Raw genomic sequence first — 24,693 nt, forward strand, 5'->3', positions numbered from 1 at the left:
TCCGCGTCAGGTCACTTGGCGTAGTTGTGGAACCCGCGCCCCGACTTCTTGCCCAGCAGCCCCGCGTCCACCATGCGCAGCAGCAGCGGCGGCGGCGAGTACAGCGGCTCCTTGAACTCGTCGTACATCGACTCGGCGATCGCCTTCGTGGTGTCGAGGCCGATCAGGTCGGTGAGGCGCAGCGGGCCCATCGGGTGCGCGCAGCCGAGCACCATGCCGTTGTCGATGTCGTCGGCCGACGCGAAGCCGGACTCGAGCATGCGGATCGAGGAGAGCAGGTAGGGGATCAGCAGCGCGTTGACCACGAAGCCGGCGCGGTCCTGCGAGCGGATGACCTCCTTGTGCAGGGTCTCCGTCACGAACGCCTCGGCGCGGTCCTGCGTGGCGGCGCCCGTCAGCAGCGACGGCACGATCTCCACGAGCTTGAGCACGGGGACCGGGTTGAAGAAGTGCACGCCGATGACCTGCTCGGGCCGGGTGGTGGCCATGCCGAGCTTCATGATCGGGATGGACGACGTGTTGGACGCGAAGATGGCGTCCTCGTCGGTCACGACCTTGTCGAGCGAGGCGAAGATCTCGGTCTTGACCTGCTCGTTCTCGGCGACCGCCTCGACCACGAACTGGCGGTCGGCGAACTCGCCGATGTCGGTGGTGAACCGGATGCGGCCCAGCGCGCCGTCGCGGTCCTCCTCGCTCAGCTTGCCCGACTTGACGCCCCTGGCGAGCGAGGTGGCGATCCGCCCCTGCGCTGCCTCGGCCGCGCCCGCGTTGACCTCGACGACGATGACGTCGAGGCCGGCACGGGCGCTCACCTCGGCGATCCCGGAGCCCATGAGGCCGGAACCGACGACTCCCACACGTTGAATGTCACTCACGCGACCGATCCTGCCACGAGCCGCTCGGAACGAGGTCGCGCAGCGTCTCCTGCACGGTGGAGGCGTAGTCGCCTACCGGGCGGTAGCCCAGGGCGAGGGCGGCCGAGGTGTCCAGGACGAAGCCGCGGTGCCACGGGTGCAGGCCCGCCTCGGAGTGGTCCAGCAGGATCTCGTGCCACGACCAGCCGAGCGAGCCCGCGATGATCCGGGAGATCGCAAGGCCGTTCGGGGCGTCCGGGTCGGCGGCGTTCAGGACGCGCGCGCCGGGGTGCTCCGCGGCGGTCTCGATCAGTGCGGCCAGGTTCGCGGTGGCGGTCGGGTGGTCGACGCCTTCGCCGCGTGCCGCGAGCACGACGACCTTGTTGCCCGCGAGGATCCGGTCGACGAAGTACCGCTCCAGCGGGCGTTTGTTGCCCGGACCGTGCACTTTGGACGGTCGCAGGACGGTGATCGGCAGGCCGCTGTCGAGCAACGTCCGTTCCGCCGCGACCTTGTTCGGCCCATACCCCTCGCGGGTGAACGGGTCCGAGTCGAGGGGCGCCAGCGTCGGCTGGTCCTCGGTGACCGGGCCGTCGAACCGGGGCGGCTCGGCCGAGTTGGCGTGGCGGCCGTGCGCGTCCGCGTAGACCGCCTTGGCCGAGATCATCACGGTCGAGACGGCCTTGCGCGCCAACGGGAGCAGCGTGCGGGCGTCGTCGGCCGAGTAGCAGAGGGTGTCGACCAGCAGGTCGGCGCCGTCGCCCATCGCGGTGGCCAGGGCCTCGGGATCACCGCGGTCTACCTCGCGGCCGGGGGCGTCGACGGTCCAGCCCGCCTGCCGCAGACGCCGAGCGGCGGCACGGCCGATGAGGCCCGTGCCGCCGAGGATCAACGCTCGCTTGCTCACACGAGCTATCAGATCAGAGACCGAGGCCGAGGCCCTCGGTCAGACCGCCGACGCCGTCGAGCACGTCGAGGTCGGTGACGCCACCGAGGACGTCGCCGCCGAGCACGTTGCCGACCGTGCCGTCGACGACGCTGTGGACCGTGTCGTGCACGTCGCTGACCGGGGCGACGTCCGGGACGGTCTCGTGCACCACGTCGGTGACCGTCGTGACGGAGACGACCTCGGTCACGCCGGTGACCGTGCCGAGCACGTCGCCGGTGCCGGCGAGACCCGTGACACCGGACAGGTCGGTGACGCCGCCGAGGTCGGTGACGGAACCGAGGTCCGCGATGCCGCCCAGACCGGCCACGTTGCCCAGACCGGCCACGTCGCCGAGGCCGTGGACGGAGCCGGTGACGCCGTCGAGGGTGCCCGACACGTCGCAGTGACCGCCCAGGTCGCCCGCGAGGCCGGCGACGGAGTCGAGGTTCGCGAGGCCGTCGACGTCCGCGATCGAGGCGGCGTCGAGCACCAGCGGCAGGATCTCCTGCACGTCACCGGGGGTGATGTCGCTCAGGCCGCACGAGCTCAGCACGCCCTCGGGGTCGAGGGTGAACGCCGACAGGGCCGCCGGGTCGTTCAGGAGGTTCAGGGCGAACTCCTGCAGCGTGGCCGGCTGGGCCTCCTGCGGCACGGCGGCCGGGGTGACCGGGGCGGTCGCCTCGGGCGCGGCGGGCTGCGCGGTCTGCTGCGGGGTGGCCGGCTGGATGTCCTGCTGCATCATGGGAGTGGCGCTCCTACGGCGGGTCGGGGGAATGTTCCCGGAACCGTAGTGAGATCAACATCCCCCCGGCATCGGGTCCGAACCCTAGGTTTCGGCCGGCCGGGCACCCTAGGGGCCGAGGGTCACCCGTTAGGGGGATGCCCCACGTCGTTAGGGGACGGCGGCGGCACGGTCCGCGAGGACCGTGCCGCCGCCAGAACGTCCGCTCAGTCGAGCTCCGCCTCCGCCTTCGCGATCGCGGCGAACTCCTCCTCCGGAGCGTTCGCCACCAGGTGATGACGGCTGTAGAACCAGTAGTACGCCACGGCGACGACCACGATCCCGGCCGTGACGGCGGCCGCGATCTCGTCCACGAAGAACGTCGCGATGACCGCCGCGACGGCGAGGACGAGCGCCACGCTCGTGGTCACCACACCGCCCGGGGTCCGGTACGGACGCGGCAGGTCCGGCGCCGTCTTCCGCAACACGATGTGCGACACCATCATCAGCACGTACGACAACGCCGCACCGAACACGGCGATGTTGATGAGCCGTGCGCCACCGGTCACCGGGTCGACCGACTTCATGATCGTCGCCAGCGCGAACCCGATGGTGCCGGGCACGATCAACGCGAGGTACGGCGTCTTGCGCTTGCCGGTCTTCGACAGCCAGCGCGGTAGATATCCCGCGCGCGACAACGCGAACAGCTGCCGCGAGTACGCGTAGATGATCGAGAAGAACGACGCCACCAGACCCGCGAGGCCGACGTAGTTCACGAGCTGCGCCAGGAACGTGTCCCCGCCGTAGGCCGCGCGCACCGCCTCGGGCAACGGGTTGCCGGACGCCTCCAGCGCCTTCGACCCCGCGCCGCCGGGCGCCACGAGCAGGATCGCCGCCGCGAACACCAGCAGCACCACCATCGCGCCGATGATGCCGCGAGGCATGTCCCGCTTGGGATCCCGTGCCTCCTCGGCGGCCAGCGGCACGCCCTCCACCGCGAGGAAGAACCAGATCGCGAACACGATCGCGCCCCACGCCCCGGTCACGCCCATCGGCAGGAACGAGCCGTCGCCGATGTCGAACAGCTTGGCGGAGTCGAACTTCGGGATCATGCCCGCCACGAACGCCACCAGTGCCACGACCGCGACACCGGTGATCACGAACATCACCCGCAGCGCCTCGCCGACGCCGTAGAGGTGGATGCCGACGAAGACGATGTAGCACGCCAGGTACACGGGCCACGTCGCGTCGAGCAGGCCGAGAGCTTTGACGTAGTCGCCGATGAACACCGAGATCGCCGCGGGAGCGATGGCGTACTCGATGAGGATCGCGATTCCTGTCGCGTACCCGCCCAACGGGCCGAGCGCGCGCCTCGCGAAGCCGTAGCCGGCGCCCGCCACGGGCAGTGCCGACGCCAGTTCCGCCAGACCGAACACCATGCACGTGTACATCGTCGCCATCAGGATCGTGGCGATCAGCAACCCGCCCCAGCCACCCTGGGCGAGGCCGAAGTTCCACCCGGCGAAGTCGCCGGAGATCACGTACGAGACTCCCAGCCCGGCCAGCAGGACCCACCCCGCCGCGCCACGTTTGAGCTGTCGGTGCTCCAGGTAGTCGCTGCTCACCTTCTCGTACTCGACGTGCTTGGCCATATGGACTCCTAATAGTCCTTTAAGCGGTGGTTGAGGGTGGCGCTCGTCACCCGGTGGTGTCAAGATGGTGCCGCCAATGGCTCGCAGACATACCTTTGGAGGAACGCGGAGATGCTGACCGTCGAGGAGTTGCGCGAGGCCGTGGAGACCGGTGAGATCGACACCGTCCTGGTCGCGATCGTGGACATGCAGGGCCGCCTGCAGGGCAAGCGCTGTGCCGCGCAGTACTTCCTCGACGAGGTCCTCGGCCACTCCGCCGAGGGCTGCAACTACCTGCTCGCCGTCGACGTCGAGATGAACCCCGTCAGCGGCTTCGAGATGTCGAGCTGGGAGCGCGGGTACGGCGACTTCGTGATGAAGCCGGACGTCGAGACCCTGCGCCGGGTGCCGTGGCAGGAGGGCACCGCGCTGATCATGTGCGACGTCGTCTGGGAGAACGGCGACCCCGTCGTCGCCTCGCCGCGGCAGGTCCTGCGCAAGCAGCTCGACCGCCTCGAAGCGCTCGGCCTCGACTGCTACGTCGGCACCGAGCTCGAGTTCATCGTCTTCGACGACACCTTCGAACAGGCCTGGAACGCGGGCTACCGCAACCTCACGCCGTCCAACCAGTACAACGTCGACTACTCGTTGCTCGGCACCGCGCGCGTGGAACCGCTGCTGCGCGCCATCCGCAACGGCATGACGGGCGCCGGCATGGTCGTCGAGTCGGCCAAGGGGGAGTGCAACCCCGGCCAGCACGAGATCGCCTTCCGCTACACGACGGCGTTGCGCACGTGCGACCAGCACGCGATCTACAAGAACGGTTCGAAGGAGATCGCGTCGCAGCAGGGCAAGTCGCTCACGTTCATGGCGAAGTACAACGAACGCGAGGGCAACTCCTGCCACATCCACCTCTCGTTGCGCTCCAAGGACGGCGAGCCGGTCTTCGCCGAGGGCCACGGCATGTCCGACCTGATGAAGCACTTCCTCGCCGGACAGCTCGCCGGGCTGCGCGAGCTCACCTACTTCCTCGCCCCGAACATCAACTCCTACAAGCGCTACGTGCAGGGCTCGTTCGCGCCGACCGCCGTCGCGTGGGGACGGGACAACCGCACGTGCGCGCTGCGGGTCGTCGGCCACGGCCAGTCGCTGCGGTTCGAGAACCGGGTGCCCGGCGGCGACGTCAACCCGTACCTCGCGGTGGCGGCGCTGATCGCGGCCGGCCTGCACGGCGTCGAGCAGAAGCTGGAGCTGGAGGACGAGTTCGTGGGCAACGCCTACGCGTCCGACCGGCCGACCGTGCCGACGACGCTGCGCGAGGCCGCGGACCTGCTGGCGGGCAGCAAGATCGCGCAGGAGGCGTTCGGCAAGGACGTCGTCGACCACTACCTGAACGCGGCCAAGGTCGAGCTGGCGGCGTTCGACGCGGCGGTCACGGACTGGGAGAAGGTGCGCGGGTTTGAGCGCCTCTAAGCCACTCATCGGCATCAGCACGTACCTGGAGCGCACGCGCTTCGGGCACTGGGACGTGGAGGCCGCGGTGCTCTACCGCGGCTACCTCGACTGCGTGGTGCAGGCGGGCGGCAACCCCGTCATGCTGCCGCCGGTCGGCGCCTGGAACGCCGAGACCATCGCGTTCCTGGACGGACTGGTGATCGCGGGCGGCGCGGACATCGACCCCGCCGCCTACGGCGCCGAGCGGCACGAGAAGACCGGGGAGGCGCACCCCGCCCGCGACGAGGCCGAGTTCGCGCTGGTCGAGGCCGCGCTCAAGCTCGACCTGCCGCTGCTCGGGGTGTGCCGGGGCATGCAGGTGCTCAACGTGGCGCTCGGCGGCACGCTGCACCAGCACGTCGAGGGCCACAACCCCGCGCCGGCCGTGTTCGAGCACACCGAGATCGCCGTCGCGGAAGGCTCCGCGCTGCACCGGGTCCTCGGCGGTCGAACGACCGTTCAGTGCCACCACCACCAGTCCCTGGACCGGGTCGCGGACGGGCTCCGCGTCACCGCCCGGGCGCCGGACGGCACGGTCGAGGCCGTCGAACTGGAGGGCGCGCGGTTCGTCGTCGGCGTGCAGTCGCACCCGGAGCAGGACATCGAGGACCTGAGGCTGTTCGAAGCACTCGTGGACGTGGCAAGGAGCAAAGCGCTGTGACCTTTGACGTCATCAACCCGGCCACCGAGAAGGTCGTGCGGTCCGTCCCGCACACCACCCTCGGCGACACGGACGCGGCGATCGGCCGGGCGCAGAAGGCGTTCGAGAGCTGGCGCCACGTCGCCCCCGGCGATCGCGCCCGGTTGCTGCGGAAGTTCGCGGAGGTCGTCGACGCCCACATCGAGGAACTCGCCCTGCTGGAGGTCGAGAACTCCGGCCACACCATCGGCAACGCGCGGTGGGAGGCGGGCAACGTCCGCGACGTCCTGCAGTACTACGCCGCCGCGCCGGAACGCCTGTTCGGCAAGCAGATCCCGGTCGCGGGCGGACTCGACGTCACGTTCCACGAACCGCTCGGCGTCGTCGGCGTGATCGTGCCGTGGAACTTCCCGATGCCCATCGCGGGCTGGGGCTTCGCGCCCGCGCTCGCGGCCGGCAACACGGTCGTGCTCAAGCCCGCCGAGGTGACGCCGCTGACCGCGATCCGCCTCGGCGAGCTCGCGCTGGAGGCGGGCATCCCCGAGGGCGTGTTCCAGGTGCTGCCGGGCAAGGGCAGCGTCGTCGGCAACCGGTTCGTCACGCACCCGTTGGTGCGCAAGGTCGTCTTCACCGGCTCGACCGAGGTCGGCAAGCAGATCATGGCGGGCTGCGCGAACCAGGTGAAGCGGGTGACGCTGGAGCTCGGCGGCAAGTCCGCGAACATCGTCTTCGCCGACTCCGACCTGGAGAAGGCCGCCGCGACCGCGCCGTACGGGGTGTTCGACAACGCCGGGCAGGACTGCTGCGCGCGGTCGCGCATCCTGGTCCAGGCGAGCGTCTACGACCGGTTCATGGAACTGCTGGAGCCCGCCGTCCGGGGCGTCAAGGTCGGCGAGCCCGGCGACGAGGCGACCGAGATGGGGCCGCTCATCACGGCCGCGCACCTCGGCAAGGTGGCGTCTTACGTCCCAGACGACGAGCACGTCGCCTTCCGCGGTTCGGCGCCGGACGGTCCCGGTTTCTGGTTCCCGCCCACGGTCCTGACGCCGCCCGCGGACCACGCGACGGTCACCGAGGAGATCTTCGGCCCGGTCGTCGTCGTGCTGCCGTTCACCGACGAGGCCGACGCGATCCGGATCGCGAACGACTCGGAGTACGGCCTGTCCGGTTCCATCTGGACGAACGACGTGGGCCGCGCGATCCGCGTCTCCCGTGCCGTCGAGGCCGGGAACCTGTCGGTGAACTCGCACTCGTCCGTCCGCTACTGGACGCCGTTCGGCGGCGTGAAGCAGTCCGGGCTCGGGCGCGAGCTCGGCCCCGACGCGCTCGACGCCTTCACCGAAGTCAAGAACGTCTTCATCGCGACCTGAGCAAGTCTGAAACCGAGGAGAACAAAGATGGTGCAGCGACTCGAGGGCCGCGTGGCCGTCGTGACGGGTGGCGGCAGCGGCATCGGACTCGCGACCGTGCGCAGGTTCGCGAGCGAGGGCGCGAAGGTCGTCGTCGCCGACCTCGACCCGGCCACCGGCAAGGCCGCCGCGGACGAGGTGGGCGGGCTGTTCGTCCAGGTCGACGTGACCGACGAGGAACAGGTCAAAGCGCTTTTCCAGACCACTGTGGACACTTACGGCAAGCTGGACGTCGCGTTCAACAACGCGGGCATCTCGCCGCCCGACGACGACTCGATCCTCACCACGGGCATCGAGGCGTGGGACCGCGTGCAGAAGGTGAACCTCACGTCGGTTTATTTGTGTTGCAAGTACGCCATCCCGCACATGCAGGCGAACGGCAAGGGCTCCATCATCAACACGGCGTCGTTCGTGGCGACGATGGGCGCGGCGACGTCGCAGATCTCCTACACGGCGTCGAAGGGCGGCGTGCTCGCGATGTCGCGCGAGCTCGGCGTGCAGTTCGCGCGTGAGGGCATCCGCGTCAACGCCCTGTCTCCCGGCCCGGTCAACACCCCGTTGCTGCAGGAGTTGTTCGCCAAGGACCCGGAGCGCGCGGCACGGCGTCTCGTCCACGTACCGCTCGGTCGGTTCGCCGAACCCGAGGAAATCGCTGCGGCTGTCGCGTTCCTGGCGTCCGACGACTCGTCCTTCATGACCGCGTCGAACTTCCTCGTGGACGGCGGCATCGCCGGCGCGTACGTGACACCGCTCTAGGGATGGTGGAGCACGCGCAGGAGGCGTTGTTCCGCCCGGTGCGGGCGGGCAACGCCTTCGAGGAGACCGTCGAACGGCTCATGCAGTCCATCCGGCTCGGCGTCGTCGCGCCGGGGGAGAAGCTGCCGTCCGAACGGGAGCTCGCCACCCGGCTCGGCGTGAGCCGGGTGACCGTGCGCGAGGCCATCAGGTCGTTGCAGGAGAACCACTTCGTGGAGTCCCGAAGGGGACGGTACGGCGGCACGTTCGTCAACGAGGTGCTGCCCAAGCCCGCGCCGGGCAAGGAGTTCGGCGACCTCCACGACGTGCTGACGCTGCGCAGGGTGCTGGAGACCGGCGCCGCGGAGACGGCGGCGGGTCGGTCGCTCGGCCCCGCCGAACGGCGCGGTCTGCGCGCCCGCCTGGAGGAGGCGTCCACTTCCACGCTCGCGGAATACCGCCGCAAGGACTCGCGGCTGCACCTCGCGATCGCGGAGGCCACCGGGTCCGCCGCGCTGACCGCCGCCGTCGCGGAGTCGCGGATGCGCGCCAACGAGCTGCTGGACCACATCCCCCTGCTCGAACCGAACCTCGCGCACTCCAACGCCCAGCACGAGCGCGTCATCGCCTCCATTTTGGACGGAGACCCCGCCGCGGCCCGGCAGGCGATGGCCGAGCACCTCGACGGCACGGCGTCGTTGTTGCGCGGATTCCTGGTCTGACCGGTCAGACTCCCGCAGGTGGCCCAGTGGGAATGGTCACGGTTGTGAAGCGGTCGAGCTGTAAACGTTTGCAAGGTAGAATGTCGTGTTGTCATGCACATTCCGCATGGAACAACCCTTGGCGTGAGCCTTGCGGACAGTTACCGTCCGAATACCTCGGGGACTTGCAGCGCGAGGAGCTGTTGATGCCAGGGTTGCGCAAGGTGTTTCGCGACGCCATGGGCCGGGTGCACTCACTCCGTGTTCTGTCCGCCGCGGGCATGGTGAGCCTCACGAACTTCAAGATGTCCGTGGAGGCGCTCAGAGAGGTCAAGATCTGGGGGCCGAACGTGACGGCGCTGCGCCGTTCCGTCCGGCTGAACCCCGACGGCGTCGCGATCGTCGACGAACGGGGCTCGGTCACCTACCGGCAGCTCGACCGGCGCTCCAACGCGATCGCGCAGGGCCTGCGCGCGCTCGGCGTGCAGCACATGCACGTCGTCGCGCTGATGTGCCGCAACCACCGCGGCATGGTCGAGTCGCTGCTGGCGTGCGCCAAGCTCGGCGTGCGCGTGCTGCTGGTGAACACCGGCTTCGGCGCCCCGGTCATCCTCGACCTCCTGCAACGCGAACGCGCGTCCCTCGTCATCCACGACGAGGAGTTCACCCCGCTGTTCCACCAGCTGCCGCCGTCGATCCCGCGGTACCTCGGCTGGTCGCGCGACGGCCTCGACCGCCGCACCCCGACGCTCGACCAGCTGGTGGCCAAGGCCCCGCGCGGCGAACTGGAACCGCCGCGCGAACCGGGCGTCGTCATCCAGCTGACGTCCGGCACGACCGGGACGCCCAAGGGCACGGCCCGCGAGATCAAGTCGGTGCTCACCGCGTCGGACTTCCTCGACCGCATCCCGATGCGCTCGGGCGAGTCGACGTTCATCGCCGCGCCGATCTTCCACTCCGTCGGCTACTCGCACCTGACGCTCGCGATGTCGCTGGGCTCGCGCGCGGTGCTGCACCGCCGCTTCGACCCGCGCAAGACGCTGTGGTCGGTGCAGGGCCAGCGCTGCACGACGCTCGTCCTGGTGCCGACGATGCTGCAGCGGATCATGGAGCTCGACAGGCACGTGATCGACTCGTTCGACCTCTCGCACCTCGGCGTCGTGTTCTCCTCCGGCGCCCCGATCTCCCCGGACCTCGTCGAGCGCACCCAGGCCGTCCTCGGCCCCGTGCTCTACAACCTCTACGGCTCGACGGAAGTCGCCGTCGCCACCGTCGCGACGCCGGAGGACCTGGCCGCGGCGCCGTCCAGCGTGGGCCTGCCGCCGCACAACTGCCTCGTGCGCATCTACGACGACAACGGCAACCGCGTCACGCGCTCGTTCGTGACGGGCCGGATCTACGTGCGCGGCTCGCTGACCGTCGACCTGTACACCGACGGCACGCAGAAGGAGTCGATCGACGGGCTCGTCGCGACCGGCGACCTCGGCCACTTCGACCCGAGCGGCCGGCTGTACTTCGACGGCCGCGAGGACGACATGATCGTGTCCGGCGGCGAGAACGTGTACCCCGTCGAGGTCGAGAACCTGCTCATGACGCACTACCGGGTGCGCGACGCGGCGGTGCTCGGCGTGCCGGACGCCGAGTACGGGCAACGGTTGCGCGCGTTCGTGGTGCCGGTGGCGGGCACGCGGATCGACGTGCGGGAGCTGCGCGAGTTCGTGCGCACGAGGCTCGCACGGCACAAGGTCCCGCGCGAGGTCGTGGTCGTGCCGCAGCTGCCGCGCAACGCTACGGGCAAGGTGCTGCGGCGTCAGCTGCTGGCGATCCGGCTCGGACCGCAGCCGCACTAGTGCTTTAGGGCGGAACGCACGGCACGGCAGAACGAGGGGGACTAATCCGGCCGTGCCGCGCGTTCCTGGCTGTGGGGAGCGCACGGCCCGTGTCGGTCGTCGGGGATTCGGATGACACGGGTCGTGCGCTCGGTCGGTCACCGCTCGAAGCGGTCACTCCTGTCGCCGCGTTCACCGAACGGGCCGCGCTGCTCGAAGCGGTCGCCGCCGCGGTCGGGGCCGCGCTCGCCTCGGTCGTACATCCGCACGTGGCCGGGACCGCCGCGGTGGTCGAACCGGTTAGCCGCGATCGCTCCCACGATGCCGCCGCCGAGGACGAGCCCCAGCAGACCCACCGCGACCAGCTGGGTGGCGCGGTGCCGCACGAAACGCCTCCCACGGCCAGGAGGTGTCGGCACAGCAGCCGAAGGGGTCGCCGCCGGTGGGGGCGGAGGTGGTCCCGCGGGTGCCTCGGCCGAGGTGGCCGCGGGTGTGTCGGCCGGTGCGGGGTGCGGGGGTGCGGGTTGCTGGGGTGTGGGGGCCGCCGCCGGCTGGGCCGGGAGCTCGGCGGTGGACTGCTGACCAGGCGTGGCCGGTGCTTCGGCCGGCAGCGGGGTCGTGGCCTGGTCCGGTGCGGGCTGGGCGGCCCGCGGCTCGTTCTGCGACGGCTCCCGCGGTGGAGGCGTCTGTCCCTGCTCGCTCATGTCCTCAACGATGCGCCGTTCGGCTGAGGTGGGGCTGACAGCCACCTGTTCGTTTCCTGAAGCCCGCCGGGATCGCGGCTGGAGTTCATCACAGGCCTGGAACCAGCGAAAACGTGCCTCTGGTCGGCGTAGGTCGCGCCGAAGAGCTCGGCGTCGAGGGTGCCGGTCCACAGGAAGTGCAGGGTCGTGCGCGTGCCGTCGCGCGCGTCGCGGCGGGCGTAGTGGTCGCGCAGGTCGGCGTAGAGGAGGCGGAGTTCGTCCCGGTTGGACTCGGTGAGGCGGACCGGGCATTCGACGACCAGGTCGGGCATGGCGGTGGCTCCGTTCGGCGGGCCGGGAGAGGACCAGGGTGCTCGCCCCGCGGGCGTGACCGCATCCGAAAAACCACTCAGAAGCGTGTACGTAGGTGCCGCGACCGGGAATCCGGTTGCGGCGACCGGCTTCAATCGGGGGTATGGAACTCGTACCGTTGCGCAAGGAGTTCGCCGCCGAGATGGCCGCGTCCCGGCCGAACGACGCCGAGGTCGACCGGCTCACGGGCACCCACGGGACGTTCGAGCTCGCGGACTACGAGGCGTACATCGAGCGGACGCTGAGCGACCCGAACCGCTACACCCGTGCCATCACCGAGGACGGCAGGTTCCTCGGCGAGGTCGTGCTCACGATCAACCCGCACAACAGGTCCGCGGGGGTGCGGATCGCGCTGTGGGACGGGTTCGGCAAGGGCTACGGCACGGCCGCCCTCCGGCACGTCCTCGACCACGCGTTCCACGAGCGCGGCCTGCACCGGGTGGACCTGGAGGTGTACGACTTCAACGAGCGGGCCATCCACGTCTACAAGAAGCTCGGCTTCCAGGAGGAGGGCCGCCTGCGCGACGCCCTGCTCTGGGACGGCGTCTTCCACGACGCGATCGTCATGTCCATCTTGAGCACCGATAACATCTGATCCGCAACCACCATCTTCGAACGTAGGAGTCACCGTGTCCGAGTCGCGCCCAGCAGTCGCCCAGAACCCGCCACGCGTGGTGGTTCCGGCTGGGACGACGGCGGGCACGGCCGTGCGCGAGGCGGGTCTGCCGGGCAAGGGCCCCGACGCGGTCATCGTCGTGCGCGACGCCGAGGGCCACCTGCGCGACCTGTCGTGGACCCCGCAGGTCGACGTCGAGGTCGAGGCCGTCGCCGCGGACACCGAGGACGGCCGCAGCGTGATCCGGCACTCGGCCGCGCACGTGCTGGCGCAGGCCGTGCAGCAGCAGTTCCCCGAGGCCAAGCTCGGCATCGGCCCGCCCGTGAAGGACGGCTTCTACTACGACTTCCAGGTCGAGAAGCCTTTCACGCCCGAGGACCTGCAGGCGCTCGAGAAGCGCATGAAGCAGATCATCAAGTCCTCGCAGCGGTTCTCCCGCCGTGTCGTCGAGTCGATCGACTCCGCGAAGGCCGAGCTCGCGTCCGAGCCGTTCAAGCTGGAGCTCGTCGACATCAAGAGCGACGTCGACACCAGCGAGGTCATGGAGGTCGGCGGCGGCGAGCTGACGATCTACGACAACGTCGACCCGCGCTCCGGCGAGCAGGTCTGGGGCGACCTGTGCCGCGGCCCGCACGTGCCGACCACCAAGCACATCCCGGCGTTCAAGCTCACCCGCGTGGCCGCCGCGTACTGGCGCGGCAACGAGAACAACCCGCAGCTGCAGCGCATCTACGGCACCGCGTGGGAGTCCGCCGAGGCGCAGGACGCGTACCTGGAGCGCCTGGCCGAGGCCGAGCGCCGCGACCACCGCAAGCTGGGCGTCGAGCTCGACCTGTTCTCGTTCCCGGACGAGATCGGCTCCGGCCTCGCGGTGTTCCACCCCAAGGGCGGCATCATCCGCAAGGCGATGGAGGACTACTCCCGCCAGCGGCACACCGAGGCGGGCTACGAGTTCGTCTACTCGCCGCACATCACCAAGGGCAAGCTGTTCGAGGTCTCCGGTCACCTGGACTGGTACAAGGACGGCATGTACCCGGCGATGCACCTCGACGCCGAGGTCGACGAGGACGGCACGGTCCGCAAGCCGGGCCAGGACTACTACCTCAAGCCGATGAACTGCCCGTTCCACGACCTGATCTTCAAGTCGCGCGGCCGGTCCTACCGCGAGCTGCCGCTGCGCATGTTCGAGTTCGGCTCGGTCTACCGCTACGAGAAGTCCGGCGTGGTGCACGGCCTCACCCGCGTGCGCGGCATGACGCAGGACGACGCGCACATCTTCTGCACCCGCGACCAGATCCGCGACGAGCTGAAGTCGTTGCTGAACTTCGTGCTCGACCTGCTGCGCGACTACGGCCTCGACGACTTCTACCTGGAGCTGTCGACCAAGAACCCGGAGAAGTTCGTCGGACCGGACGACATCTGGGAGGAGGCGACCGCGACGCTCGCCTCGGTGGCCGAGGAGTCCGGCCTGGACCTCGTGCCCGACCCCGGTGGCGCCGCGTTCTACGGCCCGAAGATCTCCGTGCAGGCGAAGGACGCGCTGGGCCGCACCTGGCAGATGTCGACCATCCAGCTCGACTTCATGCTGCCGGAGAAGTTCGAACTGGAGTACACCGGTCCGGACGGTTCCCGCCAGCGCCCGGTCATGATCCACCGCGCCCTGTTCGGCACGGTCGAGCGCTTCTTCGGCGTGCTGACCGAGCACTACGCGGGCGCGTTCCCGGCGTGGCTCGCGCCGGTGCAGGTCATGGGCATCCCGGTCACCTCGGAGAACGCCGACCACCTGTTCGCGGTCCGCGAGACGCTGAAGAAGGCCGGCATCCGCGTCGAGGTCGACGCCTCCGACGACCGCATGCAGAAGAAGATCCGCAACCACACCATGCAGAAGGTGCCGTTCATGCTCCTGGCCGGTGCCAAGGACGTGGAGGCGAACGCGGTGTCGTTCCGGTTCCGCGACGGCACGCAGATCAACGGCGTGCCGGTGGAGCGGGCCGTCGAGCAGATCGTGGAGTGGGTCGGCCGTCGCGAGAACGCCTCGCCCACGGCGGAACTGCTCTCGTGACGCCTGAGTTCTCCGAACAGGCCGGTGTCGGGGTCCCGGACGCGTTGCAGCGTCTGTGGACCCCGCACCGCCTGTCGTACGTGCAGGGCGCGGGCAAGGCCGACGGCGACGAGCCCGCCGGCTGCCCGTTCTGCCGCGTGGTCGAACTGTCCGACGAGGACGGTCTGATCGTCGCGCGCGGGGCCGAGGTGTTCGCGCTGCTGAACCTGTACCCGTACAACCCCGGCCACCTGATGGTGCTGCCGTACCGGCACGTGGCGGACTACACCGAGCTGACGGTCCCCGAGACCGCCGAGCTGGCCGCGTTCACGCAGAAGGCCATGCGGGTCGCGCGGCACGTGGCGGCGCCGCACGGGTTCAACATCGGCATGAACCAGGGCGTCGTCGCGGGCGCCGGCATCGCCGCCCACCTGCACCAGCACCTGGTGCCGCGGTGGGGCGGGGACGCGAACTTCATGCCGGTCATCGGGCACACCAAGGTGCTCCCGCAGCTGCTGGGGGAGACCCGGCAGCTGCTGGCGGACGGGTGGAAGGCCGTCGACTGATCGCTGCACGATGCCTATCTGTTGACTTTCGATAGATCGCGAGCGATAGTCGATCTGTGCCTCGACTTCTGCTGCCCCTGCTGGGCTGTGTCCTGCTCGCCGCGCTCGGAGTGGGCGCTCTGATGTACGCCCAGCACGACGACGCGCCCGGACTGGGACTCATCGCGTTCGTGCTGATTTTCGGCGCCATCGGACTAGCTGTTCGGTCGGTTTTGCACGCTAAACGAGGCGTTTAGTCGACCTCACTGTGATTGAAGTCCGTACTAATTCTTGGACAAAAGAGTGACAAAAACCACTCAGCTTGTCCGGGGTGGACAATCGACCTGGTTTCCACGTGGTGCGGAATAGGTTTTGGGTTACTTCTTTTGGGTGCATTTCACCCTTCGATCGAGACGTAACGCCAGCACAAAGCGATTCCAGGTAGGTGAGATCACCCACCTGGAGGTGTCAACTGCGAGTCAAGTCCCCGCCTATGGCCGATCGTCTCACTGTGCGCGAATGGTTACGGTGCGAACATGACCGCACCTGAGCGTTCGCGATTAGCGAGAGAGCGGCTTTCGCGTGAACTACGCCGGTTGCGCACCGAGGCGAAGATGACCGGCACGGCCACCGCCCGTGCCACCGGGATGAGCCAATCAAAGCTGTCGAAGATCGAGAACGGCATGCTGCTCCCGTCCGTGACGGACGTGGAGCGACTCGTGGCGGAACTGGCCGCCGCGAGGGAGACGCGCATCGAACTGGTCGAACTCGCCAAGTCGTTGCACGCCGAGGCGGAGACCCGTCGCGTCGTGCTGCACCGAGGAGCGCACCGCCACCAGCAGACGATCAGCCGCGTGGAGGCCCGCGCCGCGACATCGAGGTTCTTCCAGGTCAACCTGGTGCCCTCGCTGTTGCAGTCCGAGTCCTACCTGCGGATCGTGCTGGGGACGATGCCGCACGCCGAGCAGGAGGCCGCGGTGGCCGCCCTGCGCACCCGCCGTGCCCGGATGGACGACCTGGCGAAGCAGTTCGTGTTCGTGCTCTCCGAGAGCGCGCTGCGCTGGCGGATGGGCTCGGCGGAGCTGATGGCGGAACAGGTCGAGCATCTGGCCGCGATCCAGCGCCGGCCGAACGTGCGGCTCGGCGTGGTGCCGTGGTCGGCGGACGCGAACGTGGTCGCGCTGCACGGCTTCCACATCTACGACGAGCGCGTCGTCACGGTCAGCGTGCTGACCGGCAACGCCACCATCACCGACCCGCTCGACGTGCGCGAGTACCTCGCGCTGTTCGGCCGGCTGGAGCGGCTGGCGGTGCGGGGGGAGGAGTTGCAGGGGTTGCTCAAGCGCATCGCCGAAGACCACCGCCGGCTCGGCTAGAGAGGGTTCACCGAGGGGGGTTCGCGGGTGCCGTGTCACCCGCGAGCCGGGTGTTTCACCAGTCCAGCTAGGCTGCGACTGCCATGCTGAACATCTTCGCTCGCGCGTCCGTCTCGCGCGTCACCGATCCGATCGGGGCGTGGCTGCTGGCGCGTGGCCTCACCCCCAACGCCGTGACCGTCGTCGGCACGATCGGCGCCGTGGCGAGCGCGTTGTGGTTCATCCCCCGCGGGCAGCTGTTCCTGGGCTGCGCGCTGGTGACGGTCTTCGTGCTGCTCGACCTGATCGACGGCGCCATGGCCCGCGCGCAGGGCCCCACGAAGTTCGGCGCCGTCCTCGACGCCACCTGCGACCGCATCGCGGACGGGGCGTTGTTCGCGGCGCTCACCTGGTACGCGTTCGACACCGGCAACCGGTGGACGGCGGCGGCGGGGTTCATCTGCCTGGTGGCCTCGCAGGTGATCTCCTACGTGAAGGCCCGGGCCGACGCGTCGGGCCTGTCCGCCGACGGCGGCCTGGCCGAGCGGGCGGAGCGGTTCATCGTCGCGCTGATCGGCGCGGGCGTGCAGGGTCTCGGCGTGCCGCACCTGATGGACATCTCGCTGTGGCTGCTCGCGGCCATGACCGTGGTGACGGTGCTGCAGCGGATCTTCGCGGTCGCCCGCTCGGCGCGGGAGGCCGCGTGAACCTCGCGACCCTCGGCTACACCGCCGGGTGGCGGCTGATCCGCCTGCTGCCGGAGTCGTGGGCGCGCGGCCTGTTCCGCGCGGGCGCCGACTACGCGGCCCGCCGCGGCGGCGCCGGGGTGGAGCAGTTGCGCCGCAACCTGCGCCGGGTCGTGCCCCAGGCGGGCGACGACGAGCTCGACGACCTGGTCCGCGACTCGCTGCGCTCCTACGCGCGCTACTGGTGCGAGGCTTTCCGGCTGCCGTCGATGGACCTGCGCGCGGCCTACGAGAAGTGCGACTCGCAGGTGTCCGGCGTGGAGAACCTCGACGCCGCCCTGGCCGCCGGCACCGGCGCCGTCGTGGCGCTGCCGCACAGCGGCAACTGGGACATGGCGGGCGTGTGGCTCGTCGGGCACTCCGGCACGTTCACGACGGTCGCCGAACGCCTGAAGCCCGAGTCGCTGTACCGCAAGTTCCTGGACTTCCGCGAGACGCTCGGCTTCGAGGTGCTGCCGCTCAACGGCGGCGACCGTCCACCCGCGACGGTGCTGGCCGAACGCCTGCGCGACAACAAGGTCGTGTGCCTGCTCGCCGACCGCGACCTGACGTCGTCCGGCGTGCCCGTGACGTTCTTCGGCGAGCAGACCCTGATGCCCGCGGGCCCGGCCCACCTGGCCGCGACGACGGGCGCCGCCCTGCTCCCGGTCGGCTGCTGGTTCACCGGGGACGGCTGGCACTTCCGCATCCACCCGCCGATCAAGGTGAGCACCGTCCAGGCCGCCACCCAGGCCGTCGCGGACGTCTTCGCCGCCGACATCGCCGCCCACCCGGCCGACTGGCACATGCTGCAGCAGCTCTGGCTCGCCGACCTGCCGGAGAAGCGCCGCGCCGCCCTCGCCAGGAGGCTCGCGCGGTGAAGGTAGGCATCGTCTGCCCGTACTCCTTCGACGTGCCAGGGGGAGTGCAGGCGCACGTCGTCGACCTGGCGCGCGCCCTGATCTCCCTGGGCCACACCGTGAACGTCCTGGCCCCGGCCGACGACGACCAGGAACTACCGCCGTTCGTCACGTCGGCGGGCCGCGCTGTCGGCATCCCGTACAACGGCTCGGTGGCGCGCCTGTCCTTCGGCCCCGTCTCGTACGCGCGGGTCCGCCGCTGGATCGACGAGCACCAGTTCGACGTCCTGCACCTGCACGAACCGACCGCGCCGTCCCTGTCGATGCTGGCCCTGATGGTCGCCGACGGCCCGATCGTCGCCACGTTCCACACCTCGACCCCGCGCTCGAAGATGCTCGCGGCGTTCCAGGGCGTCCTGCAACCGTTCCTGGAGAAGGTCACCGCCCGCATCGCCGTCTCGGCCCTGGCCCGCCGGGTCCAGGTCGAGCACCTCGGCGGCGACGCCGTGGAGATCCCGAACGGCGTGGACGTCGACTTCTTCGCCTCCGCGTCCACTTTGGACGGCTACCCCCGTCCCGGCGGCACCATCGGCTTCGTCGGCCGCTACGACGAGCCCCGCAAGGGCATGCCCCTGCTGTGGGAGGCGTTCGGCCTGATCGCCGACGAGTTCCCCGACCTCCGCCTGCTGGTCGTGGGCCGTGGCGAGAACCCGTTCGAGGGCAGGTTCTCCGATCGCGTGGACCTGCTCGGCCAGGTCAGCGACGAGGACAAGGCCCGCATGCTCCGCTCCCTGGACGTCTACGTCGCCCCGAACACCGGCGGCGAGTCGTTCGGCATCATCCTGACCGAGGCGATGTCCGCCGGCACCGCCGTGGTCGCCTCCGACCTGGACGCCTTCCGCCGAGTCCTCGACGACGGCAAGGCAGGCGTCCTGTTCCCGGTGGGCGACGCCGCCGCCCTGGCCGACGCCCTGCGTTCCGTGCTCCGCGACTCGGCCCTGCGCGCCGAGTACGTCACCGTTGCCTCGCAACGAGTCCAGACCTTCGACTGGTCCGTGGTCGCCTCGCAGGTGCTGCGCGTCTACGAGACCGCGATCGCCGCCGACCCCCGCCGGGTGAGCGAGGCATGACCACGGTCCTGGTCGTAGTCGTGGTCGCCCTGCTGCTGGCCGCCTGGATCCTCTCCATCGCGAACCGCCTGGACCGCCTCCACGTCCGCACCGACGCGGCCTGGGCAGCCCTCGACGCGGCCCTGGCCCGCCGAGCAGTGGTCGTGCGTGCGTTGCTCGACCCGGCCCTGTCCGCCGCGGCCTCCCGCGCCGAGTCCGCCTCGCGTGCGGACCGCGAACTGGCGGAGAACGAACTGTCGAGTCTGCTGGGAGCCCTGGACCGTTCCACTCTGGCCCCGGCACTGGCTTTCGAGCTCGCCGACGCCGAGGAACGCGTGGTCCTGGCCCGCCGAGTCCACAACGACGCGGTCCGCGACACCCTGCTCCAGCGCCGCCGCCGGGTGGCGCGGTGGTTGCGGCTGGCCGGCACCGCCCCGCAACCGTCGTACTTCGAGATCGCCGAGCCGGCCGCGCCGTCCGACGCCGTGATGCTGCGACCTCGTCCGTCCGCCCGTGTGGTGCTGACCGATGCTTCGGGTCGTGTGCTGCTGTTCCAGGGCTTCGACCCCGCTCGGCCTCAAGAGTCGTTCTGGTTCACCGTCGGTGGCGGTGTCGAGGACGGCGAGGAGTTGGTCGACGCGGCCGTGCGCGAGGCCTTTGAGGAGACCGGACTGAAGCTGCCGCCGGACTCGTTGGTCGGCCCGATCTGGCGTCGCCGTGCGGTGTTCTCCTTCGACGGCGAGACCTTCGACGCGGAGGAGTGGTTCTTCCACGCCACCGTGGACGGTGAGCTGACCATCGACACCTCGGGGTTCAACGACGTCGAAGAGTCCTCCATCACCGCACACCGGTGGTGGAGCGCGGCGGAGCTCGAGGCCGCCGAGGACACCGTCTACCCGGTGCAGCTCGCCGAACTCCTCCCGACGCTGAGCGCTGGGTGGGACGGCGAGACCCGTACGGTCCGCTGACCCTCAGGACCCGGCGTCGGATATCTGTTTGCGCAGGTACTCGAGATTTGAGAGCGCGAGTCCCGTATACGGGTGATCGGGGCCGAGAACTCGCATCAGATCGGGTTGTAGGGCCTCCAAGAGGCTGAGCGCCCCCTCGGAGTCGCCCGCCATGTGGCTGTGGAACGCTAGGTTGTTGCGGTCCATGAGGGTGTTGGGGTGATCAGGCCCGAGCACGCGGATGTCGTCGGCGACGAGCCGCTCGAGATCCGCGACTGCGCGGTTCGGGTCTCCTGCCCGGCTACGCGTGGCAGCGAGGTGCCCACGCGTCACCAGCGTGTCGTAATGGTCTGCACCGAGTACACGTAGTCGATCGGCGAGAAGCGACTCGAACGCGGCCAACGCCCGCCCGGCGTCGTCGACCAGTGATGCGGCGAGGCGGTTGCGAGCGACCAACGTGTCGGAGTCGTCCGCTCCGAGCACCCGCGTGAAGTCCTTGACGAGCCGATCGAGTTCGGAGGGTGCCTCGGGCAGATCACCGGATTCCGCTCGCCACCCGAGCAACCGGCTGCGCGTGACGAGCGTGTCTCGGTGGTCTGGACCGAATACTCGAATCCGGTCGGCCAGCAACTGTTCGTACTCCGCGATCGCGCCGGCCCGGTCACCGGTCGCGTCGAGCCAGATCCCGAGGTTGTACCGGGTGGACAGCGTGTAGTAGTCATCAGGTCCCAACCGCCTGGCGGTGGCCTCGTGCAGATCTTTGAAGTAGTTCCTGGCTTCGGTGGCGAACCCGCTTTCGCCAAGGCTTTGGCCCACGAGGAACAGCACCACGTGACATCCCGGTGTCCAGAAGTGCTCCGCGCCGATCCCCATGATCGCGTCGACGTTGGCGCGCAGGACCTGACCCAGCAACCGGTTTGCACCTCTGGCAGGCCAGATCTCCCCCAGAGCCTCAGCTGCCAGGTGCGTTATGAGTCTCAGCTGCGTGTCTGACCAGACATCACGGGTGGCGCGCTGCACCAGTGCGTGCACACGAACTTCGCGCGACACCGACGTCGTCGTGAGCGTGAGGAGGTTCAGCCTGTGCAGGCAAGCAAGTCCGTCCCGCGCATCGTCGGCGGTGAACTCCCGCTCTGTCACGTGCGAGAGGTACACCAGCACCGCCGGGGAGGTGAAGACTCCGATTGGAATGCCGTTCGCGTCCAGAGTGCTCGCGATGTCGAGCAGCGGCCGCGCGGCGCCGCGCGGCTCCAGCCGGTTGGCCTGCTCCACGGACAGGGACCAGGTCGCGGCGACCGTCGCCCGGTGTTCGTCCGGCAGTTCGGCCGGATCCGGCAGTACGGTCGCGAGGCGGCGGTCCACGAGACGCTTGCGGTACTCGGCGCACGACAGGTGCCGGTCCCTGATGTAGGCGCCCGCCTGGGCAAGCGCCAGCGGTAACCGTCCGAGGTCTCGCACCAGGTCTTCGGCACCGTCCGCCGCGAGCGGGTGATCGGCGAGCACCGTCCGCAGGTAGGTCAGGGCCTCGGCTTCGCTGAAGACCCCCACTTCGACCATGTTCCTGCGATGACCTCGGAGTGCGGCGTCGCGTCGTCGGGTGGTCACGACCGTCCGGCCGTGTGCCGTCGACGGTGGCCACAGTCCGGCCAGGTCAGCCGGGGCCTGGAGGTCGTCGAGCAGCACCAGCCAGGGTTCGGTGGTCTGCGCCAGCCACTCCAGCAGAGTCGTCGCGCCGCGTTCCGGATCCGGATCCTCTCTGCCGGTGAGCTTGGCGGATGCGTTCGCGTAGCCCGCCACGATCGCCTCGCGGGACCCTGCTGTGATCCAGACCAGCAGACGGATCTCACCGGACGCCCAGGTGCGTTCGGCGAACTCGGCTGCGATCTGGGTCTTGCCCACGCCACCCATGCCGGACAGCACGGCGGCGTGAGCACCGTCGGACGTCAGGACCGCGGTACCACCACCATCCAGCGCGCTCGTCACCAGATCGCTGGTCGCCCGTGTCTGGAAGGACGCCGCCAGCTGCGGCACCAGGCCGACCCGAAGAGGAAGCACCGCTCCCGGCTGCGCTGCCGACGACTGGTGGAAGTGCAGTTCGTTGACCGTGCCCGCCTGCACGACCTGCCCGGAGGCTTGGTCGACCTTGTTGGACACGTCGTCGTGCGGCATCAAAGCAGTATCGGTTCGCGACAGGTGGCTGGGCGTGAGTGCAACGCCGACATGCCCCGGACGGAGCAGTGCGTCAGCTCATCAGCACCTCCTCGTCTGCCGGCGTGGCGTAGCGCAGGATCAGCATGTCCGAGACGAAGCAGGCGACCTCGCCCGTCGCCGTGCGGCCGATCCAGGTCGGGTAGGAGCCGTCGCCCCAGCCCGACGAGTACGCGACCAGCGTCGCTCCCGACTCCGGATCGGTCACCACGGCCAGGTCGTCGTCACCGAGGGGATCGATCAGGAGGTCCTCGAAGCCGTCCTCGTCCAGGAGCTGCTCGAACGCGCCCAGGGCCGCGGCGTCGAAGAAGCAGCCGGCGCCGGCGTCCACCCCGAAGCCGTAGTACTCGTCCGCGCCGAGGACGCGGGCGTCCTGGCCCGCTGTCAGGGCCGGTTCCCACGACACGACCTGGGCGTTGGAGACCACCAGCTTCGCCGCCGTGACGCGGACGTGCTCAGGGTTCGCCTCGAAGCGGACGAGGCCCAGGTCCACCCGGTACTCGCCGGGCGCGACGGTGACGGTGAACGGCTTGACGTGGCCGTCCAGCCAGCCGGGGTCGGAGACGGCGACCTGGCCGCTCGGCATCCTGAGCGTGCCCGCCTCCACCACCTCGGTGGTGACCACCCTGTCGTGGAGCTTCCAGCGGGTGCCCGAGGTGAACGCGGACTCGATGCCCTCGGCCGCCAGGGGCGCGCTGGGACGCCACGGCGGTTCGGCGGACTCCTGGGGCGGGTCCTCCAGCACCAGGGTGGCGGAGACCTCGGCGAACTCGGCCCAGTCGGGGAAGCTCGGTAAGGCGCGGTACAGCCCGCTGACGTCCGTCGTCGTGTGCTCGCGGGACGAACCACCTCTGCGGCCCTGCGGCTCGTCGGACAGGACCGTGGTGCCGTCCGGGGAGTACGACCGCTTGGCGAGGCCCGCGTTCTCGTCGAACTCGGGCTGGTCCGCCGAGAAGTACGTCCACTCGCGACTGTTCAGCAGGAACAGCCGGTCGTCGAGCACGCGGTATTCGAGCGACCTCACCCGGCGGCCCTAGTCGTCGAGGAACCACAGGCGGGCGAAGCCCGCCGACCACGCGATCTCACCGACCCGCACCACCCGGCCGGACCCGTCGACCAGGCAGAACGCGTACTGCTCGCCGGCGCGGTCGCGCTCCTGCGCGACCGCCACCGGCAGCCTGCCCGCGATCGCCCGCCGGGCCGGATCCCAGCCCTCGCAGTGGACCACCGTCAGAGAATCCGTCATGTCCGACACGCTACTGACGGGGTCTGACAGTTTTCGGCGGTCGCTCAGACCGCCGGGATCACCGCCGACCCGTACGCGTCCCGCGTCTTGTCCTTCTCGTCGTGCATCAGGTACAGCGCGAAGTTGTCGACCCCGATCTCCTTCAGCTCCTGCAACCGCTCGACGTGCGCCGACTCCGGCCCGACCAGGCAGAACCGGTCCACGATCGCGTCCGGCACGAAGTCGGTCGACCGGTTGCCCGCCTTGCCGTGGTGCGAGTAGTCGTAGCCCTCGCGGTCCTTGATGTAGTCGGTCAGCGCCTTGGGCACCACGCCCGAGTCCCCGTACCGCGCGACGAGGTCCGCCACGTGGTTGCCGACCATGCCGCCGAACCACCGCAGCTGGTCGCGTTGGTGGGCCAGGTCCGTGCCCACGTACGCGGGCGCGGCCACGCACATCGTGATCGCCGACGGGTCGCGGCCGGCGGCCACCGCGGCCTCGCGGACCGAGCCGATCGTCCAGCGCGCGATGTCCGGGTCGGCGGTCTGCAGGATGAAGCCGTCGGCCTGTTCACCGACCATCTTCAACGCGCGCGGGCCGTAGGCGGCCATCCACATCTCGAGCTTTCCGTTGCGCACCCACGGGATCTGCACGGGTGTGCCGTGGTGTTCCACGGAACGGCCCTCGGCCAGCTCCTTGATGACGTGCATCGCGGAGCCCAGGGTCGCCAGTGAGGCGGGTTTCTGGCCGATGACGCGGCGGGCCGAGTCGCCTCGGCCGATGCCGCAGACGGTGCGGTTGCCGAACATGTCGTTCAGCGTCGCGAAGAGCGAGGCCGTGACGGACCAGTCCCGCGTCGACGGGTTGGTGACCATCGGGCCGACCACCAGGTCGCGGGTGGCGGAGAGGACCTGCGAGTAGATGACGAACGGTTCCTGCCAGAGCACGCAGGAGTCGAACGTCCAGCCGTAGCGGAAGCCGCAGTCCTCGGCCGCGCGGAGGCCCTCGACCACGTCCCTCGCGGGCGGGTCGGTCTGGAGCACAACGCCGAAGTCCACAGTGGAC

24 protein-coding genes are annotated in these 24,693 nt (G+C 69.7%); 14 read left to right on the forward strand and 10 right to left on the reverse strand.

Going from position 1 to position 24,693, the window contains the following annotated elements:
- Positions 1-11: 11 nt before the first annotated feature.
- The 4 genes from ABZX02_RS11720 to eat form a co-directional block, all read right to left on the reverse strand.
- The gene (locus tag ABZX02_RS11720) at positions 12-875 is read right to left on the reverse strand and encodes a 3-hydroxybutyryl-CoA dehydrogenase (protein WP_355297311.1); all 864 of its coding nucleotides are present in this window, start codon (positions 873-875) and stop codon (positions 12-14) included.
- Entirely contained in the window at positions 868-1,761 is an 894-nt protein-coding gene (locus ABZX02_RS11725; RefSeq protein ID WP_355297313.1) for an NAD-dependent epimerase/dehydratase family protein, read from the reverse strand. The genes ABZX02_RS11720 and ABZX02_RS11725 overlap by 8 nt, the downstream gene beginning before the upstream one ends.
- Positions 1,762-1,774: 13 nt before the next feature.
- Positions 1,775-2,524, reverse strand: a complete 750-nt coding sequence (locus ABZX02_RS11730) for an IniB N-terminal domain-containing protein (protein ID WP_355297314.1) — start codon at positions 2,522-2,524, stop codon at positions 1,775-1,777.
- A 206-nt stretch (positions 2,525-2,730) separates the two neighbouring features.
- Entirely contained in the window at positions 2,731-4,155 is a 1,425-nt protein-coding gene (eat, locus tag ABZX02_RS11735) for an ethanolamine permease (protein WP_355297316.1), read from the reverse strand.
- Positions 4,156-4,266: 111 nt separating this feature from the next.
- Between eat and ABZX02_RS11740 the strand changes: the two genes are divergently transcribed.
- From ABZX02_RS11740 to ABZX02_RS11765, 6 genes are all read left to right on the forward strand, one after another.
- Complete coding sequence (locus ABZX02_RS11740) at positions 4,267-5,607, forward strand: glutamine synthetase family protein (RefSeq protein ID WP_355297318.1); 1,341 nt, start codon at positions 4,267-4,269, stop codon at positions 5,605-5,607.
- Entirely contained in the window at positions 5,594-6,289 is a 696-nt protein-coding gene (locus ABZX02_RS11745; protein ID WP_355297320.1) for a gamma-glutamyl-gamma-aminobutyrate hydrolase family protein, read from the forward strand. The genes ABZX02_RS11740 and ABZX02_RS11745 overlap by 14 nt, the downstream gene beginning before the upstream one ends.
- Positions 6,286-7,638: an aldehyde dehydrogenase family protein gene (locus ABZX02_RS11750; RefSeq protein ID WP_355297322.1), complete on the forward strand. Its 1,353-nt coding sequence runs from the start codon at positions 6,286-6,288 to the stop codon at positions 7,636-7,638. Before ABZX02_RS11745 ends, ABZX02_RS11750 begins: the two co-directional genes overlap by 4 nt.
- Positions 7,639-7,665: 27 nt before the next feature.
- Positions 7,666-8,433 carry a 3-oxoacyl-ACP reductase gene (locus ABZX02_RS11755; protein ID WP_355297324.1) on the forward strand — a complete coding sequence of 256 codons (768 nt, stop codon included), beginning with the start codon at positions 7,666-7,668 and terminating at the stop codon, positions 8,431-8,433.
- A gap of 2 nt (positions 8,434-8,435) precedes the next feature.
- On the forward strand, positions 8,436-9,134 hold the full coding sequence (locus tag ABZX02_RS11760) for a GntR family transcriptional regulator (protein WP_355297326.1): 699 nt from the start codon (positions 8,436-8,438) through the stop codon (positions 9,132-9,134).
- A gap of 185 nt (positions 9,135-9,319) precedes the next feature.
- Positions 9,320-10,963, forward strand: a complete 1,644-nt coding sequence (locus ABZX02_RS11765) for an AMP-binding protein (RefSeq protein ID WP_355297328.1) — start codon at positions 9,320-9,322, stop codon at positions 10,961-10,963.
- Positions 10,964-11,100: 137 nt separating this feature from the next.
- Here the strand turns inward: ABZX02_RS11765 and ABZX02_RS11770 are convergent, their stop codons facing one another.
- Both ABZX02_RS11770 and ABZX02_RS11775 read right to left on the reverse strand, forming a co-directional pair.
- Positions 11,101-11,646, reverse strand: coding sequence for a hypothetical protein (locus ABZX02_RS11770; RefSeq protein WP_355297330.1), 546 nt, complete (start codon positions 11,644-11,646; stop codon positions 11,101-11,103).
- Positions 11,643-11,957 (reverse strand): hypothetical protein, encoded by a 315-nt coding sequence (locus ABZX02_RS11775; protein WP_355297331.1) that lies wholly within the window; start codon positions 11,955-11,957, stop codon positions 11,643-11,645. Before ABZX02_RS11775 ends, ABZX02_RS11770 begins: the two co-directional genes overlap by 4 nt.
- Positions 11,958-12,100: 143 nt before the next feature.
- On the opposite strand from ABZX02_RS11775, the gene ABZX02_RS11780 reads away from it, so the two are divergent.
- The 8 genes from ABZX02_RS11780 to ABZX02_RS11815 all read left to right on the forward strand — a co-directional run bounded on the left by ABZX02_RS11780 (position 12,101) and on the right by ABZX02_RS11815 (position 20,216).
- Positions 12,101-12,592 carry a GNAT family protein gene (locus tag ABZX02_RS11780; protein ID WP_355297333.1) on the forward strand — a complete coding sequence of 164 codons (492 nt, stop codon included), beginning with the start codon at positions 12,101-12,103 and terminating at the stop codon, positions 12,590-12,592.
- A 76-nt stretch (positions 12,593-12,668) separates the two neighbouring features.
- Positions 12,669-14,675, forward strand: coding sequence for a threonine--tRNA ligase (thrS, locus tag ABZX02_RS11785; protein WP_355297597.1), 2,007 nt, complete (start codon positions 12,669-12,671; stop codon positions 14,673-14,675).
- On the forward strand, positions 14,672-15,220 hold the full coding sequence (locus tag ABZX02_RS11790) for an HIT domain-containing protein (protein ID WP_355297335.1): 549 nt from the start codon (positions 14,672-14,674) through the stop codon (positions 15,218-15,220). Before thrS ends, ABZX02_RS11790 begins: the two co-directional genes overlap by 4 nt.
- Before the next feature lie 515 nt (positions 15,221-15,735).
- Positions 15,736-16,575, forward strand: coding sequence for a helix-turn-helix transcriptional regulator (locus tag ABZX02_RS11795; protein ID WP_355297336.1), 840 nt, complete (start codon positions 15,736-15,738; stop codon positions 16,573-16,575).
- An 83-nt stretch (positions 16,576-16,658) separates the two neighbouring features.
- Positions 16,659-17,261 (forward strand): phosphatidylinositol phosphate synthase, encoded by a 603-nt coding sequence (gene pgsA, locus ABZX02_RS11800; protein WP_355297337.1) that lies wholly within the window; start codon positions 16,659-16,661, stop codon positions 17,259-17,261.
- Complete coding sequence (locus tag ABZX02_RS11805; RefSeq protein ID WP_355297338.1) at positions 17,258-18,160, forward strand: phosphatidylinositol mannoside acyltransferase; 903 nt, start codon at positions 17,258-17,260, stop codon at positions 18,158-18,160. The genes pgsA and ABZX02_RS11805 overlap by 4 nt, the downstream gene beginning before the upstream one ends.
- Positions 18,157-19,269 carry a glycosyltransferase family 4 protein gene (locus ABZX02_RS11810; protein WP_355297340.1) on the forward strand — a complete coding sequence of 371 codons (1,113 nt, stop codon included), beginning with the start codon at positions 18,157-18,159 and terminating at the stop codon, positions 19,267-19,269. Before ABZX02_RS11805 ends, ABZX02_RS11810 begins: the two co-directional genes overlap by 4 nt.
- Complete coding sequence (locus ABZX02_RS11815; protein ID WP_355297341.1) at positions 19,266-20,216, forward strand: NUDIX domain-containing protein; 951 nt, start codon at positions 19,266-19,268, stop codon at positions 20,214-20,216. Before ABZX02_RS11810 ends, ABZX02_RS11815 begins: the two co-directional genes overlap by 4 nt.
- Before the next feature lie 3 nt (positions 20,217-20,219).
- Here ABZX02_RS11815 and ABZX02_RS11820 read toward each other — a convergent pair whose 3' ends face one another.
- The 4 genes from ABZX02_RS11820 to ABZX02_RS11835 all read right to left on the reverse strand — a co-directional run bounded on the left by ABZX02_RS11820 (position 20,220) and on the right by ABZX02_RS11835 (position 24,686).
- The gene (locus ABZX02_RS11820; RefSeq protein ID WP_355297343.1) at positions 20,220-22,364 is read right to left on the reverse strand and encodes a tetratricopeptide repeat protein; all 2,145 of its coding nucleotides are present in this window, start codon (positions 22,362-22,364) and stop codon (positions 20,220-20,222) included.
- A 73-nt stretch (positions 22,365-22,437) separates the two neighbouring features.
- Positions 22,438-23,427 (reverse strand): DUF4241 domain-containing protein, encoded by a 990-nt coding sequence (locus tag ABZX02_RS11825; protein WP_355297345.1) that lies wholly within the window; start codon positions 23,425-23,427, stop codon positions 22,438-22,440.
- 9 nt (positions 23,428-23,436) lie between these two features.
- Entirely contained in the window at positions 23,437-23,649 is a 213-nt protein-coding gene (locus tag ABZX02_RS11830; protein ID WP_355297347.1) for a hypothetical protein, read from the reverse strand.
- A 44-nt stretch (positions 23,650-23,693) separates the two neighbouring features.
- Positions 23,694-24,686, reverse strand: coding sequence for a TIGR03842 family LLM class F420-dependent oxidoreductase (locus ABZX02_RS11835; protein WP_355297349.1), 993 nt, complete (start codon positions 24,684-24,686; stop codon positions 23,694-23,696).
- Positions 24,687-24,693: the final 7 nt, after the last annotated feature.

This window comes from Lentzea sp. NPDC003310 (assembly GCF_040610935.1).
Taxonomy (GTDB): Bacteria; Actinomycetota; Actinomycetes; order Mycobacteriales; family Pseudonocardiaceae; genus Lentzea.